The organism is Bradyrhizobium sp. JHI2711 (genome assembly GCF_056156565.1).
In genome coordinates this window covers 1-14754 of sequence record NZ_JBPZPT010000016.1, presented here as the reverse complement: position 1 = coordinate 14754, position 14754 = coordinate 1, and the positions used below count along the sequence as shown (strand labels likewise).

The following is a 14754-nucleotide window of genomic DNA, read 5'->3' as shown; positions in this document are numbered from 1 at the left end:
ATCTTCGCCTTCAGCGCCGCGTCGATCTTCCGTCTCGTCTTCTTCGTCATCGTCCGCTCCGTTTACCAAACGGAACGGCTACATTCCAACTAGGCTTCCGGTCCCAAATCCGGGGGCCACTTCACAGATCGCATGCAGCTTCGAAACGCGGAAAAGAACGCCATGGCGAACATCAATCTTAATTCCGAATCTCTTGCAGGTGCACGCGCCGGACAGCGGGCCATCACCGCCCTAAAAGTCATTGAACGGAGAGCGCTGGCCCCGAGACGCCGAGGTTTCCAGATGATACGCGGAATGAACCCGATGGCGCGGATGGTCGCAGCAACGAGGCGCGCACTCGCCATGTACGATCTCGACCGGTGCTGCGCAATCTGGTGGCTCTATTGTCTCCATTTCGGATTCACCGGCGACGTGATGTTGGGGCTCGCCGCGGTCTCGGTTGCCCACGAGAGATCCCGCTGCGGAATTTAGAAATCGTGCATCGAGCGCATCCCAGCCCGATGGCGCGCGCAATCGACTTTGAATCGAGTTCGTCCGGAGCAGGCAGCGGCGTCAGCAAGCCCGTCTTTGCTCATTCTCGGCGGACGATGGTATCTCCCCGGGGATGAATCTGAGCGATCAGCTACGCCCTCAGTCTACCCTATCAGTCCAAGGCCGATTTCTCGTTAATACCCACCAGGCATTTCGTGTGAACAGCCCTCAAGGCAAAGCCGGTGCGTTAGCCTCTCGATCTCCTGGCTAACTTCATTGGCAGTGCGGATGCGGATAGGGAGGACATCGAGTAAGAAATCCGACACCGGCTGTGACGGTTCGGTGAAGAGCGGCGGTCTGGCGGCAGCCCCACCCACCGGCGCTGACTGAGCATCGGAGCTGATCCTATTATGGATAGGCTTTCCAGAAGCTGACGAGGCCGTCGCTCGTGAGGCAATGCATCGCGACATCTGCAGAACGAAACGGCCCTGCGGCTCTCGATCGTCGTGGGGCTTCATGGGTTTCAGGACCCGCCTTCCTCCCGGCCGATGAAGTCTTGCGGCGGCATGGGAGCCGACGACTGGTCATTGCTCGGGTTGCAAAACGGCATACCGGCGGCGCCGCAGGTGCACGCACGGGTGCCAAGCCACGGTTGATCCGAATCGTTCTCGCAAATCCGCCTTCCGCGATTCGTTCCTCGTTCATTCGCTCTCTCATCGGCTATTCACCAAGGAGAGGGTAATCCTTTTCGCCGAAGGGGCTCATGGCGCGAGCTTGTATTCACCCCCGACTTTCATGGCGAGTTTGATCTGAGCTATTTGGAGTTAAAATGACGAGGTCCAGATCGATTATTTCCGCCGCGGCTCAGGCCGCGGCGGAATTTTTGGCCTGAAACCGATACAGGAAGTCCGCCGCCCGCTGGACGAAGTTTGAAGATCGCGCGTTTGTCGTTCTTCAGCACCTTGATCTAAGAGGGCATATAGGAGGCGTGCCCCTCCCTCACCTCCGGTATCAGGCCCAATCGGCGGACAGAAAGGCCGCGCCAAGCTCTGCGACCAACTTTTCCATGGCATAGCCTTCATCGCCGAAGCGCTTGCGGCCGAACTCGCGATTCAGGCGGCTCTCGTGGCGGTATGTAGTGTCCAACGCCACTCATTGCGCGCGTCGCGGCAGAATGGAAGTACGTGGCCCTCACCTTTTCAGGTGATGTACCGACCTTCGCCAGAGTACCCGCGAAACTTGTCGGAGATAGCAGCGGGATTGGTCGGGGCAAGATGTAGAAACAGTGCGGGCGCGGCTCGGTGCTAACCGACCCGGGGGCTGAAGCCAGGCCAACTAGTCCCTACCACATCCGCACTGCCGTTGAGACTAGCGGAAAAGTGACTCGGCGCCGATCGATCTGGAGCGATAACGCTGTCCCTGTCACATCCCGTTAATCCCAAGGGCTCTGTATCTGTCATAGCTTACCGCAAGCTGACAGGCCTTTTGCGCAGTCGGTCAATAATAATGGGCTATCAACACCCCTCAATCCGCCACGGAAATTCCTGCAACCACTCAGACGTGCTCTCTGTGCTGTCAGTCGTCACGACTTCAGGATCACCCGGACGGTTTAGGCTGCTGATCAGTGAGACATTGTCGGTTGAGGACCACACCATCGTAGATTGTCGGGCGACATGGGAAATTGCCCCCCATATTGCCTCGCTAAAAATGTTACCGGACAACTTCCCTGTCGTGTCTGGGGCGGAGCTGCCGAATCAGATCGGTGGCGGCTATGGCAGGGAAGATCAGCATGCGCGCAAAGCGCGAGATCACATCAGCGCTGGCCGAGCGTTATCGGGCAAGCGGGCGGCTCGAGAAGGGACGGATCCTAGACGAGCTGTGCGCCGTTGCGGGATGGCATCGCAAGCACGCGATCCGAGCGCTGTCAGCGGACGGGGCATCGGGGTCGGCCGTGCCGCGGCGGCGGGGCCGGACCTACGGAGCTTCCATTCGTATGGCACTGATTGTGCTATGGGACTCGTCTGACCGGCTCTGCAGTAAGCGGCTCGTCGCGATGATCCCGTTCTTGCTTCCGGCTCTTGAACGGCACGGCAGATTGAAGCTTTCTGCTGATGAGCGGTCTAAGGTTTTGAGGGTGAGCGCGTCGACGATCGATCGCCTGCTGAGCGACGTAAGGATCGCAGCAGCCGGAGGACGCCGACGGCGGGCGGGCTTTTCCAGTGCCGTACGGCGGCAAGTCCCGGTGCGTACATTCAATGACTGGGGATCACCTCCGCCGGGGTACTGCGAAGCGGATCTGGTTGCGCACGGCGGCATGTCCGTATCCGGGGCCTTCATTCAGACGCTAACAATGGTGGATGTCGCAACGGGGTGGACCGAATGCTTTCCGCTTGTTGTGCGTGAAGCAGCGCTTGTGGTCGAGGCCCTCGAGCGCGCCCAGAACCTATTTCCCTGGCCCGTTTGCGGGCTCGATTTTGACAACGACAGCGCCTTCATGAACGACACGGTCGTCTCGTGGTGCCGTTCTCACGATGTCGAAGTCACTCGTTCCAGGGCCTACAGAAAGAACGATCAAGCGTTCGTTGAACAGAAGAATGGAGCTATCGTTCGACGTCTGGTGGGCTACGGGCGCTTTGAAGGCATTGATGCCGCTCGCTCATTAGCTCGCCTGTTTGCCGCGGCACGGCTGCACATCAATTTCTTCCAGCCCTCGTTTAAGCTGAAGGAGAAGCACCGCGAAGGTGCCAAGGTGATCAAGCGTTATCTTCCTCCCGCTACACCGTACGAAAGAGCATTGGTCCACCCGCAACGAGGCATTCAAACGTCGGCTGCGTGAGATTTACCGCACGCTTGATCCGGTGGCATTGCTGGCACAGATGAGGGACGCTCAAAATGAGCTGGGCAAGCGTGTTGATCAGCGGGCCGGAAAGCCAGCCATGACCGTCGCGCCGGTGCAAAGCGACTTGACCGCCTTTGCCCGAGAGCTCGGCGACGGTTGGAAGCAGGGTGAGCAGCGCGGCATTCATCGGCGCCGCTATGTGCGGCGCAAACCTGCGCCACGTCGGCCATCGATGCTCGACCCATACATTCCCATGATCGAGGAATGGCTCGCCGCGGCTCCGCACTTGTCCGCCGTCGATCTCCTCTCCCGGCTGGCAGCGCATGCGCCGGGTCAGTTCAGTGGCCATCAGCGGCGTACGGTGCAGCGGTTGGTGAAGAATTGGCGATCAAAGGTCGCTCGACAGCTCATCAGCAGCACCGAAACCATACTATCGTTCCAAGCTTCCCTCGCTGTCTAAATCCCACGTGTTGCTTTGCCGAATCACCGCAAGCCGCTCTCTCGCTACGGCGCTCTGGAGGGCGCGCTTCGCGAGCGGCTTGCTCGGACCCGCGGGGTCCAATTCGCGCGACAGCTGGGGGCGCTCGGTAACATTGTCATCTGAGGCAATATGAGGGGGCAGTTTTCCATGGCGCGCGACAGTCCAGAAGACAAAGACTATATTCACTCGGTGCTACAATACCCCCCAAACAGAGCTGACGTGACGGGCCGTCTTGTCTGTACAGTTTGTATCTCACAACGCCTCGCTATCTTTTTAAACGGACTGGAGACGCACGGTATTGGCGGCGTTGTGGCTGGTTGCTCGATAAGTAAGGAAGGGTTTCGATGGTCCCCTGACACGCTGCACGTGATACTCAGAGGACAGAACTATCAGCCGTCGAACGATCTTCTTTCGAACATTACGACCTGCACACGACATGATGTGTTGGTTGTTCGCAATAATCTCAACGACGATAGAGTCGACTGTTTTGCAACCGGCTTTGCCTCAAACTTTGGTTTAGAGCGAAAAGAAATCGTTCAGAAGATACTAGCTGACCAGGATAACCTACCGTCTTTTCACACCGGCATGAAAGTTGGCTATGTCGTCTTCCACGATGTCACCACTCAACTCAGTACGATCTTTGATGTTCGTTCAGGCTCACACCCGAACTTGACATTTTCTGTGCAAGAAATGAATGGGCGGCTCAATCTTCACTTCGCGGTTTCCGGAAATGGCCGGGGCGCTTTACGGCGATCGTCTGGGCCCGAGGGTAATATCGCCTTTGTACCGCTTGATTATTCCTAATCTAAAGGGTCCTGGCTGTGCTGAAAGCATTTTTAAGCGCGACGGTATTTTTTAGCAGCATTGTCAGCGCTACCGCGATTGAGGAGCGACTACCGCAGCCGCTGCAAACAGGCGTGGCAGGACGGCAAAATCAGTGAAGTCATTGAGACTACGGTGTTACGACCTGTCCCGCCCTTGTCATCAAGCTGTTCTGGCTCGCATCCGTGTACGGATCGTGATGATCATTTCGTGAATAGATCCGGTAGGGCGCAGCCGTTCGCTAGGGGCGTCTTGTGGATCACGATCCTGATGTACGGCTTAACTACCGGATTGGGAAACGCGAACAAATCTGTCGAGCCTTCGACGAACATGTTTGCTCCGACCGGCGTGAGGGACGGCAGATGATCTTCAAGATAATCCAGATGAGCTCGATTTGGAAGCAAGCCCGTCCGACGGATAGAACGTGTAGCGCCCGCTCAAATCGGGCGCGATAATCTCAGCCGCTACAAAGTACGTCTCGACCCCGTGAACATCCTGGGTAGCACCCGACGCGACTGCAGCATCTTTAAGATGCTTCCATTTTCCGCGACCAGGAATCAGTTCAGTCTCTCAGGTAATTGAGCATACTATTGCAGGCGTCCTCGGCCTCAGCCAAGCTCTGCAGCGGCGAGCCGAGCACCCTGATCGCGCCACGGCTCTGGTCAAGCGGACGCCACGAAGCGACGTAGCCGAACCTTCCGCGGAAGCCAGGACCGGTCGGGCTCTGCAAGCTTATAACGAACGAGTAGCCGCCGCTGCGCGCACTCCAAATTTCCATGTTTTCGACAGCGCGGTGGAACTGCAGGGGCATCACGCACCGTTCGCCTGGGCAACTCGAGAATGAAATTCTTCCGGCGGACTCACTGGCGTACAAAATCCGAAACTCTAACCGCTGCCCGATGAAAGCGCAGTAACAGGTGAGCTGGTCTGCCAGGCGAAGCTGTCGTCTAAGTCCTCTTCAATCACCCCCGGCCGTGCATAACTGATCGAGCAGGTCGGCTACTGCGAGCACGCTCGTTCCGTCAGTCGTGACCTGCCTAACCAGCTCCGACGCTGTGCAGTTGCCATAGGCGATTAGATGGCCAACGGAAGTCGGAGCGATGTCGTCCAGCACCCGGTGTTCCATGTTGCGTGACCGGAGATGAAAGCATCGGTTCCCAGCCTCGAGCACATGCTGGTCGATCATGCGCTGCAGCCCCTCGCGGAACTCGTCAGACCTCCTAAAGAAGCGTTCACTCAAGACGCGGTAGCCAAGAGGCCAGCGTTCGCTACCGGGCACCGGCGTCACCAATTGTAAACGTCCCTGCAGCATATTTACGAGAAAGCCGGAAACAAAGGCGATGGTCGTGTGATCGCTCTCCAGCAAGGCGATTGCATCATCTTTGTTGCCAGCCCTAAGTTTCTCGCTCCGGGCGCGCGCCCGGCAAAAGCCTTTGCAGTCAGCGCCTCCTTGCCCTGCAGGACGAGTTCGACACCGATCAGCTCCTCAGGCGAAAACGCCATGTGAATCTGGTCGAGATGTGTTGTGCTCAGCACGGAGAAACGGTTCGTCACGGTGCGATAGCGCTGGAACAGTTCGAGCACGCGCGTGGTGAGTGCGCGATCCCTGAGCGGGGCCGCCGTCGTTGTTTGTGGCAATGCGCCCGTGATCTGATAATAGTCGAATAGAAAGCGGTCGTAATGGGGGTTGTCCATAGGCTCTGTGGCCCAGTAGCAGAAACCAGTACGGGCTGCCGAACCAAACATCTCGCTCGCAATACCGACCACGGCGCGCCAAAGCGCTGCATGCTCTTCGCTATATTCGTAATAGCCTTTGAAGCGGTCGGCCGAGAGGCCGCAGAACCAGCAACCGATGGTGCAGCCGTCGCTCAGCTCGAAAGCGATGATGGGGTACGTGACCGAGGCCGCCGTTCCGCCCAATTCGTCGTTGCAGCGCCGGATGTGGCGCTCACGCCAGGCATGAAAGCGAGGGTTGATCGTCGACATTTCGCCCTCTTCGCGCAGGAGGTCGCGATCGCGCAACATGTCGCAGATAAACTCGTCCCACATCATAGCCAGGGGCCAGGGCGTAGACTCCGGCTTGAAGCGATATTTCAGGTAGCCGCCGCGCCAGAGAGGAAGCATCTTCATTGGGGCAACTTCGATGCCGTAGCGCTCTGTTACCGCTCGAGGAGAATGAACGTTCTCCGAAAGCGCCCTGCGGAACTCCAAGTCACCGGCCAGCCGCTCCATGAAGCGCTTGACGTGTGACAACGTGCGCAGTTGCTCGGGGGTACGCCGGTCAAAAATCCGTCGGCAGTGTTCGGTGGCAGTGTGCGTCATACGGTACGGGTACGCCCTGAAGCCGCATCTCTAGGCCTGAAAGCAATGATCTGACTCCTGACGAGGCGTGCTTTCAGTTCTGTTCGCACCGGATCGTTTCCTTCAGGACGAGCCAATGCGATCAGAGTGAAAATACGTCAGGCCGTGACAGCGACAACAACTACAATAAGCAAAACGATAGCGACTAGGTCACGGCCCGCTTCCGCGGCTTGCACGGCGCTCGTAGGTGCCTCCGACGTGGAACTAGCCAACGCAGTGGTATGCACAATCCTCCTCAAGCCTACACCGCTCAAATCCTGCTTGCCGCCGACAATCGCGTCGAGCTGCATCAACGCATGTCGGCGTGGCACTCGGATGCTGCTCCTAACCTCATCAAGCGTGAAATCGTAGCCGTGGCTCTTTCCGATCGCGAAGACCTGTAGCACTCTGCTTAACGTGTTCGAGCAGACTACCCTCTTTCGCTAGATTCTTGACAAACCGTTCTACCTCAGCCTGCGACATAGCCCGGCCTCTGCTAAATGTTTCTACCTAGCCGTCGCCTTGGAAGCGATCGGTGATGACACCTTAACAAAGCAATCCGCATACCAAACTGACATCGCTGCTTTTGCGCTTTGTCTGAGCGTGCGTATCGTCAACTTTCCGACATTGGTCTCGAACATAACAAGCGCTCAGTCGAGCGGGATGAAAGCTCGTTGTGGGTAGCTAACCCAGCAGCAAGCGGTTACCATCTACAAAAGCTCGGTCAGAACCGTGCTCAGCAGCGTCCCTTGCGGATTAGAAACGGCGCGCATTCCGTCCAATACGCCCGGTTCTGCGAGAGGCTGGAGGTGAAATCCCGCCGGCCTTTTCACCACACCATCCGTATCCCGGCGAAGGGCAAGGTACAACCGGGCGGTTCTGCACTTGTGTGTGGTGGCCGGCCACCGGGCCTGCGCCGGCCGCGGCAGTCTAGTACGCCTCGAGCAACCGACGAGGCGAGCATCTCCAGAAGAAGCTGGCCGCGTTCGCCGGCATGCTGTACGCCGGTGCTTCAGCGGGTTCGAACCGCTGTTCGACCCGCAGAAGAAGGTGCGGCCGATTACACTGGCGTTTTGCATTGCCCATGCGCGGCGGGGCTTCTTCGAGCTGGCTGACATGGAGAAGAATGAAGTAGGCGGGCAAGTACAGACTTCAACAAACCCGGTCATCGCGACCGGGAAATTGGTCTTAGAGCATGCGTGTGCCCACAGCATGATAATGCATTGGTAGTCTGTTCAGTTGAAGGATCGTCCTCAGAGAGTGGGTGGTGCGCGCCAAATTTGTATTCGCTCGGCCTCATATTCGAGAAGGCCGCAACAGGCTGCGCAACGTGCTGTCGACCGTACCGAACTAGTGTTGTGGGCGGGTAGCTTTGCTACCCTGGCTATGTCGCGTGTCAATCCGTTAGGTGGTCGGCTGGCGAGTTGTTCAAATGACGAATTCACATTCGTTGACTGCATCCCCACAGCGGCAGGAAGTCGCAGTGCATCACCGTCTCTCTCAGGAGCTCTACCTGCCATCGATGAGTCGAGGCAATATCACATGGCTCCGGGCCGCGCCGCCCCGTTTTCCGAGGTGCAGCCAACGCCATCGACTCCGATCGCTTCGATGCGACAGCATCGGGTCTGCGAACTAACGCGCGCCACCGCGTAACTACCGCATAAGAGTGCTGTCAATTGTCGCTACCAGATCTGGGTGTTTGGGGAAGCAGTACTTGCCTCGTAAGGTTACGGAAAGGCCGGATACGCATATGCGTGTTCCCATCAAGCTTCGAGACGCGCAATGCCATGGCAAACATGAATCTCAGCTTCCAATCCTTTGCCGACGCACGCGCGCGACAGCCGACCGTCACCGATCAAGAACTCACCAAATTTAGAGCACTGGTCCCGAGACGTTCAGGTTTCCAGACGAGACGTGTCATGAAGCCAATAGCGCGGGTCGCAGCAGCAATAAACCGCGCTCGGGCACTCTCCGATCTCGACCGGTGCTGCGCAATCTGGTGGCTCTATCGCCTCCATTTCGGCATCAACCGCGACGTGATGTTCGGCCTTGCCGCGGTCACGATCGCTCAGGAGAGGTCCCGCTGCGGCATTTAGGCCTCGTGACATCGGTCACCGTTCATGCGAGCGCTGGCACTGCCCCACCAAACCTGCCACCACGTTGTGTTGGCTGGCGGACAAAAAATCTCAGTCTAACGCCAAACGTCTCAAGTCTCCCCCAGGCCACTAAGGTCGCAATCACATCTAGTACCGGCGGACTGCCCGGGGGCACAAATGGCGCCTGGAAATACGCTGAGCAGACCGCACAAGCCGAACTAGTGCTCGCCGTTAGCAGCATCAGCAGGATGAGATTTGTGGCGTGGATGATGCTGCTCATGCAGCCCAACATCGTCAATTGACGGGCCCGAATAGCTGAGCGGAGAGCGCAAAATCGGAGTGCTTGATTGGTAAAGTCTGCCGATCGGGAGCAAGGACGCGACGCTCGCATTTCACCAGATGATCTTAAGCGGAAAGGAATTTGCCGCGCCCGAAACCGCAAAGGTCGTGGAAAATGGTCGAGTAGCTCATCAAGCAAGTCTGGCGAGCGCATTGCGATGGATTAATCCTCACGCAGAGGGCCCGTGGGCAGGCTGCGTCTCTGTCGATCGAAGTCTCTGTGAGCCATTCGTCGCTGCGGACGGCCAGCCATTCAACCGTTCGCCGCCCGGAAAATGTGCCCTCGGCGCCTATCCACACCAGTTTGGGCGATGACACGACGCCTCAATTTCCAGCTCGCGTTGTCATCGTCATAAATAAATCTCCGTTGACTAACGGCCAAATAAGCGGAGCTATTCGGATTTAGGTGACGAGGTGATCGGGCGCTTTGTTTGCCGGTGCCAGCACTTGGATGACCTCAAGGCCGTGCTTGGGACTGCTGCTGCGAGCTTCGATAACTCGTTGGAATGTTGAGGCGCCGCCGGGTCCCTGTGGCGACGATCACCGGCTTGAACACCATCGGTCTGGCGGTGGTTACGGTAAGAAGCCTTTCGTCCGTACAAGCTGTATCGCCGGGGTGGCCTACACGCTCTCGATGGGTTGGTGGTGCCGGCTCAAGTGCCGCGAAATCGGACAATTACGCTAATCACAAGCCGTAACGAGCCTGTGGGCGCGTCGATCGCGAGTGCCATGCAGACGATGGCAGGTCCATTACAAGAGTAGGTAGGTGCCAAAGTGGACGCGGGGTCCTAGCGTCCTCCTGTTCCTCTGCCGATCATCGAGCCAGAAGCGAACAGCGAGAAGGTCATACGGACAAAACCGACGTGCGGAATCAGGGTGGCTGCGCATGTCACCTCGATGACGAGCTCCGGCGTTCCGATTTGGGCGCCGAAGAAGGCGACGAATGGCGGGGCGCGTGCCTACGGAAAATCAATCAGGCAAGGAGCAGTCTATGGAACGTCAACCGGTTGACGCGGTCACGGCGATCGATCGGCTTGCAGATTCGGATCCGGAGAGAGTTGCGCTGAGGCACGGCGCAGACGAACTCACATATGAGGCGCTACGATCAAGATCGGATGCCCTTGCAAGGACCTTACGAGAGCAGGGTGCTCGCGGCGCGGTTGTCGGCTATTGGGGAGGGCGGGACCTCGACTGGGCGACGGCGGTCATCGCAATTTTGAAAGCTGGATCAACGTACCTACCGCTCGATCCATCGCTGCCGGCTTCCCGTACATCATTCATGATCGAGCAGAGCCGCTGCGCTTTGTTGATGGGCCGAGACCGGCCGGATTCGCTCAGCCTATTCCAGAAGAGCAGCAAAGCAGCTCCGCAATTCGTAGCTATAGAGGCGGCACTGCGCCGGGTGCAGACCTCGTCTGTTGTGCCATCCCCGAACGCGGATGGACTTGCCTATATTCTGTTTACGTCTGGTTCGACGGGCCAGCCTAAGGGCGCAATGATCGAGCGCGACGGCCTAAACAATCATTTGGCGGCAAAGATCGATGCCCTAAGTCTCACTCGGACGGATTGCGTCGCGCAAACGGCATCGCACTGCTTTGACATCTCGCTTTGGCAGCTTCTTTCTGGGCTTTGCGTCGGAGCCTCTACATCAATCATCGATGATTCGACACTGAGATCGCCCTCATCGCTCCTTCAAGCAATTCAACGATGCGGCGCTACGATCGTCCAACTCGTTCCGTCGATGCTGGCAGTGTTTGTTGAATATCTGCAATCGCTTGCCGCGGCAGAGCGAGCCATGGACGGCTTGCGGATTATTTCTACGGTCGGAGAACCTCTAACGCCCGGATTGGCGCGTGCGTGGCTGGCCTTGTATCCCCGCGTTTCCATTCTCAATCATTACGGGCCGACCGAGTGCGCCGACGGCGTGACGCATCATCTGGTTTCCGTTCCGCCTGCGCTGGCTGAGCCTTATGTGCCGATCGGCAGGCCAATTCAAAACGTTGAGGTTTATGTCGCGGACGGACCACGACTCTGCAGTGTAGGAGAAGTCGGCGAAATCTGTGTTAGCGGCGTCGGTGTCGCTGCCGGTTACGTCAATGACCATGTCCGCACCAAGGATGCGTTTGGGCCGAACCCGTTCTCAAACGACCTATCTTTCCGGCGCCTATATCGGACAGGTGATCTTGGGCGCGTTCGTTCCGACGGGCTTCTGGAATGTCTCGGTCGACGGGATCGTCAGGTTAAAATTCGCGGGCACAGAATCGAGCTGGGAGAAATCGAAGCTCGTTTGTCCGCTCATCCCTCGGTGCATGGCGCCGTCGCAGTCGCCTCTGTCTGCGCAGGTGTAAAGCTTACGGCGCGAGATATAGCTGGGTCGGAGGCGCAAGCCGAATCGCGGCGTCTGGTCGCGTATGTGTCGGCTCCAGCTGAACTGGCGGAAAGCGATCTTCGGAAGTTTCTTGCTGAGGCACTCCCCAGCTACATGCTTCCGGAAAGAATCGTCCATGTGGACGATATTCCACTGACCAGGAACGGAAAGGTCGATTTTGCAGCGTTGCCTGACCCGGCCAGTGTTCGGCCGTTATTGTCAACGCCCTTCGCGGAGCCGCAATCAGACCTCGAAGTCCGGCTACGTCAAATCTGGTCCGGCATTTTGCGTATCGAGAACATAGGTGTAAATGACCAATTCATAAGCCTTGGCGGAGACTCGCTCCGCGCAATGCTTATATTGGGACAGTTGCAGACCTTGCTAGGAGTGAGAGCGGATTTCAGACTGGTCCTGAATGGCACAATTCGATCTCTTGCCGCTTCGATCGAGGGGCGCACTGAGCTCAATCCGTGTACGGCTTTGACATGCCGAAAGCTAAACCGATCACCTCTGACGCACCTCCAGGAGCACCTTTGGTTTTTGGCGCAGCTCGATCCATCTGCCCGGAACTACATCATTCAAGGCGGGCTGCGCATTAAGGGAAACATCAGTTTAGCTCGGTTCAATCGCGCCTGGACCGAGGTCATTCATTCCCACCAGGCACTTTCGGCGCGCTTTATCGACAAAGACGGTCCGGTTCAATGCTTTGATGCTCCGCCATGCACCAATCTTGAATTGATCGATGTATCTCATCTCACCTCCTCCGAGGCTGAGGAGCTCATCGCACAGTTTCGGCGAACGGAGCTGAAAGACAATTTCGATCTCGGACAGGGCCACTTGTTTCGCGCGCGCATGGTCCGGCTTGGTCCTGACAATCATCTCATATTGATCACCGCTCATGAAATCATCCTCGATGCCTGGTCGATTTCTGTTCTGCTCAGAGATCTTCAGCAAAGGTACGTAGATGCCGTGGCGTTTTGCCCAGAGAACCGTGCGTCACTCTCGGGCTACGCGGCGTGGGAAAAACAACACGTTTCTCCAGAGGCGCTGGAGAACCAACGTCACTATTGGCGTCGTCAAATTGGTGATGATCCGCCAGCGCTTTCGCTTGGAAGGGCGCGCCCGCAAACAAATTCATACCGCGGCGCCTCGCATCCAGTGCTGCTTGGCAGTGATCTCTCCAGTCGCGTAAGAGAATTTGCGCGCCGAAACAGCTGCACCACGTCGACAACACTGCTGGCGTGCTTCAAGCTGCTGCTACGAATGTATAGCGGTGAGGACGACATTGTCGTCGGCATACCACACGCTGTACGGGATCAACCTGGCAGCGCCGACATCGTCGGCTTTTTCCTGAATATGCTACCGATCCGTGCCGCGATGGATGCCGGTCAGTCCTTTGCTGCTCATGCCACGCGCATCCAGGGCCTGGTCAGCGATGCTATCGCAAATTCGGCCTATCCATTCGGATGGATGGTCAAGGACACAAGGTTATGTCGCGAACCGGGGCGATCACCGATCTTCCAGGTCATGTTCAACATGTACTCCGAAGCTGCCGAGCCACTTGGTCAAGACGAGTTGGCTCTGACATTCCGCGAATACGACACAGGCTATGTCAAATTCGACCTAACATTGTACGCGCAAGATCAGGGCGATGAAATTGCGCTCCAGCTGGCGTATGCAGAAGACATATTTTCGAGTGATCTAGTTGTTCGCATGGCCAATAATCTGCGCTGTCTGATTGCCGCCTGCGTTGACAAACCGCTTGCGCCCATTGAGGAGCTGAGCTGCCTCAGCGCGTCAGACGTCACTCTACTGAACTCGCTGGAAGGATCCAGGCAGCCATATGACTCTGAATGTCTGCTTGTTGAAGCTTTCGAGCAGATCAGTGTCTCCAATCACAGCAAGGTAGCATATTTTGGCGAGTTCGGGGAAGTCACATTCAGCCAGCTGCGTGAGCGCGTAGCAGCTATCAGGTCCTTCCTGCTGGATTTGGACGTGGGCGCTGGCGATATGGTCGGCATGCTTGTCGACCGGTCGCCTGACGTTGCCGCTGTTATGCTGGCGGCGCGAGCTTTGCACTCTATTGTCGTGCCGATACCGCCAGATTATCCCCCTGATCGGATCCAACATATCCTGCGAGATAGTCAGGCAAAGGTGTTGGTTCACGCAAATACCACGGAGACTGGCTTTGACATACCTTCGATTTCTCTATTGACGTTAGACAGGTGCAGGGCGCTGACGGATAATTTCGAATCCAGCGACTCACCCTCAGATCACCAAATTGCGAATCTTATATACACGTCGTCCTCAACAGGGCGGGCGAAGGGGGTTCTTATTCCGGAATCGGCCATTCTCAATCGGCTGAACTGGATGTGGCGACGCTTTCCCTTCAATAGTACCGACGTGATGGTTGTCCAGAAGTCCGCTTCCCTTGTTGCGTCCGCTTGGGAGTATTTTGGTGGGCTTCTGAGAGGTGTGCCCACGCTGATCCTCACCCAAGGGCAGGTGCTAGATCCGGATCTGTTGTTGTGCAGTTTGGCAAAACATCGTGTGACACGCTTTTTTGCCTCTCCGCCACTCCTGTCCGGTATCATTGGGTCCCAGGAACGGCAACCGCAAAGGACCGCCTTGAGATTGGTCACAAGCAGCGCCGAACCGATGCCTTCCTCGCTGCCTGCTCGCTGGCGCGGGTCTTTTCCGGGCGTGCCCTTGTGGAACTTCTATGGTGCGACGGAATGTGCGTCCAATGCAGCCGTGCACGAAACATCGGATGCGGATGGCAACTCGGCGCTTATCCCAGTGGGACGGCCAATCGACAACGTAAAACTCTACGTGCTCGATGCACGATTGAAGAGAGTGCCTGTTGGAGCCTCCGGCGAACTGTGCATCGCGGGCCGCTGTCTGAGCGCTGGGTATTGGCAGGATCAAGATCGGACTGACCGCTGTTTCCTGCCGAATCCGTATGATGGCGGACAATACGATGTGCTTTATCGAAGTG

Annotated in this window: 8 protein-coding genes and 2 pseudogenes; 7 read left to right on the top strand and 3 right to left on the bottom strand. The window is 57.3% G+C overall.

All coding sequences use genetic code 11. The features are described from left to right. Positions 1-162 precede the first annotated feature (162 nt). Complete coding sequence (locus ACTEK7_RS36475) at positions 163-471, top strand: hypothetical protein (protein WP_225144526.1); 309 nt, start codon at positions 163-165, stop codon at positions 469-471. A gap of 864 nt (positions 472-1335) precedes the next feature. Here the strand turns inward: ACTEK7_RS36475 and ACTEK7_RS36470 are convergent. Next, positions 1336-1602, bottom strand: a pseudogene (locus ACTEK7_RS36470) (zincin-like metallopeptidase domain-containing protein); the annotation flags it as partial. 640 nt (positions 1603-2242) lie between these two features. Between ACTEK7_RS36470 and ACTEK7_RS36465 the strand changes: the two are divergent. The 3 genes from ACTEK7_RS36465 (at position 2243) to ACTEK7_RS36455 (ending at position 4595) form a co-directional block, all read left to right on the top strand. Next, the gene (locus ACTEK7_RS36465) at positions 2243-3307 is read left to right on the top strand and encodes an integrase catalytic domain-containing protein (RefSeq protein ID WP_225129462.1); all 1065 of its coding nucleotides are present in this window, start codon (positions 2243-2245) and stop codon (positions 3305-3307) included. A 100-nt stretch (positions 3308-3407) separates the two neighbouring features. After that, positions 3408-3770 carry a hypothetical protein gene (locus ACTEK7_RS36460; protein ID WP_225129460.1) on the top strand — a complete coding sequence of 121 codons (363 nt, stop codon included), beginning with the start codon at positions 3408-3410 and terminating at the stop codon, positions 3768-3770. A gap of 168 nt (positions 3771-3938) precedes the next feature. Then, positions 3939-4595, top strand: a complete 657-nt coding sequence (locus tag ACTEK7_RS36455; protein WP_225129459.1) for a hypothetical protein — start codon at positions 3939-3941, stop codon at positions 4593-4595. Positions 4596-5571: 976 nt separating this feature from the next. Here the strand turns inward: ACTEK7_RS36455 and ACTEK7_RS36450 are convergent. After that, positions 5572-5979, bottom strand: coding sequence for a hypothetical protein (locus ACTEK7_RS36450; RefSeq protein ID WP_225129455.1), 408 nt, complete (start codon positions 5977-5979; stop codon positions 5572-5574). Next, entirely contained in the window at positions 5928-6935 is a 1008-nt protein-coding gene (locus ACTEK7_RS36445; RefSeq protein WP_225129453.1) for a radical SAM family RiPP maturation amino acid epimerase, read from the bottom strand. Before ACTEK7_RS36445 ends, ACTEK7_RS36450 begins: the two co-directional genes overlap by 52 nt. Positions 6936-7789: 854 nt before the next feature. Here ACTEK7_RS36445 and ACTEK7_RS36440 point away from each other — a divergent pair. From ACTEK7_RS36440 to ACTEK7_RS36430, 3 genes and pseudogenes are all read left to right on the top strand, one after another. Continuing rightward, a pseudogene (locus ACTEK7_RS36440) lies at positions 7790-8120 on the top strand (IS66 family transposase); the annotation flags it as partial. A 620-nt stretch (positions 8121-8740) separates the two neighbouring features. Continuing rightward, the gene (locus ACTEK7_RS36435) at positions 8741-9049 is read left to right on the top strand and encodes a hypothetical protein (RefSeq protein ID WP_225129451.1); all 309 of its coding nucleotides are present in this window, start codon (positions 8741-8743) and stop codon (positions 9047-9049) included. Positions 9050-10331: 1282 nt separating this feature from the next. Continuing rightward, positions 10332-14754 (top strand): amino acid adenylation domain-containing protein (locus tag ACTEK7_RS36430; RefSeq protein ID WP_474810808.1); only part of this gene is annotated, 4423 nt, incomplete at its 3' end.

Coding starts and splice junctions, on each gene's coding strand:
- ACTEK7_RS36455 (WP_225129459.1), top strand. CDS start 3,939: ATGGCGCGCGACAGTCCAGAAGACAAAGACTATATTCACTCGGTGCTA.
- ACTEK7_RS36435 (WP_225129451.1), top strand. CDS start 8,741: ATGGCAAACATGAATCTCAGCTTCCAATCCTTTGCCGACGCACGCGCG.
- ACTEK7_RS36475 (WP_225144526.1), top strand. CDS start 163: ATGGCGAACATCAATCTTAATTCCGAATCTCTTGCAGGTGCACGCGCC.
- ACTEK7_RS36465 (WP_225129462.1), top strand. CDS start 2,243: ATGGCAGGGAAGATCAGCATGCGCGCAAAGCGCGAGATCACATCAGCG.
- ACTEK7_RS36460 (WP_225129460.1), top strand. CDS start 3,408: ATGACCGTCGCGCCGGTGCAAAGCGACTTGACCGCCTTTGCCCGAGAG.
- ACTEK7_RS36445 (WP_225129453.1), bottom strand. CDS start 6,935: ATGACGCACACTGCCACCGAACACTGCCGACGGATTTTTGACCGGCGT.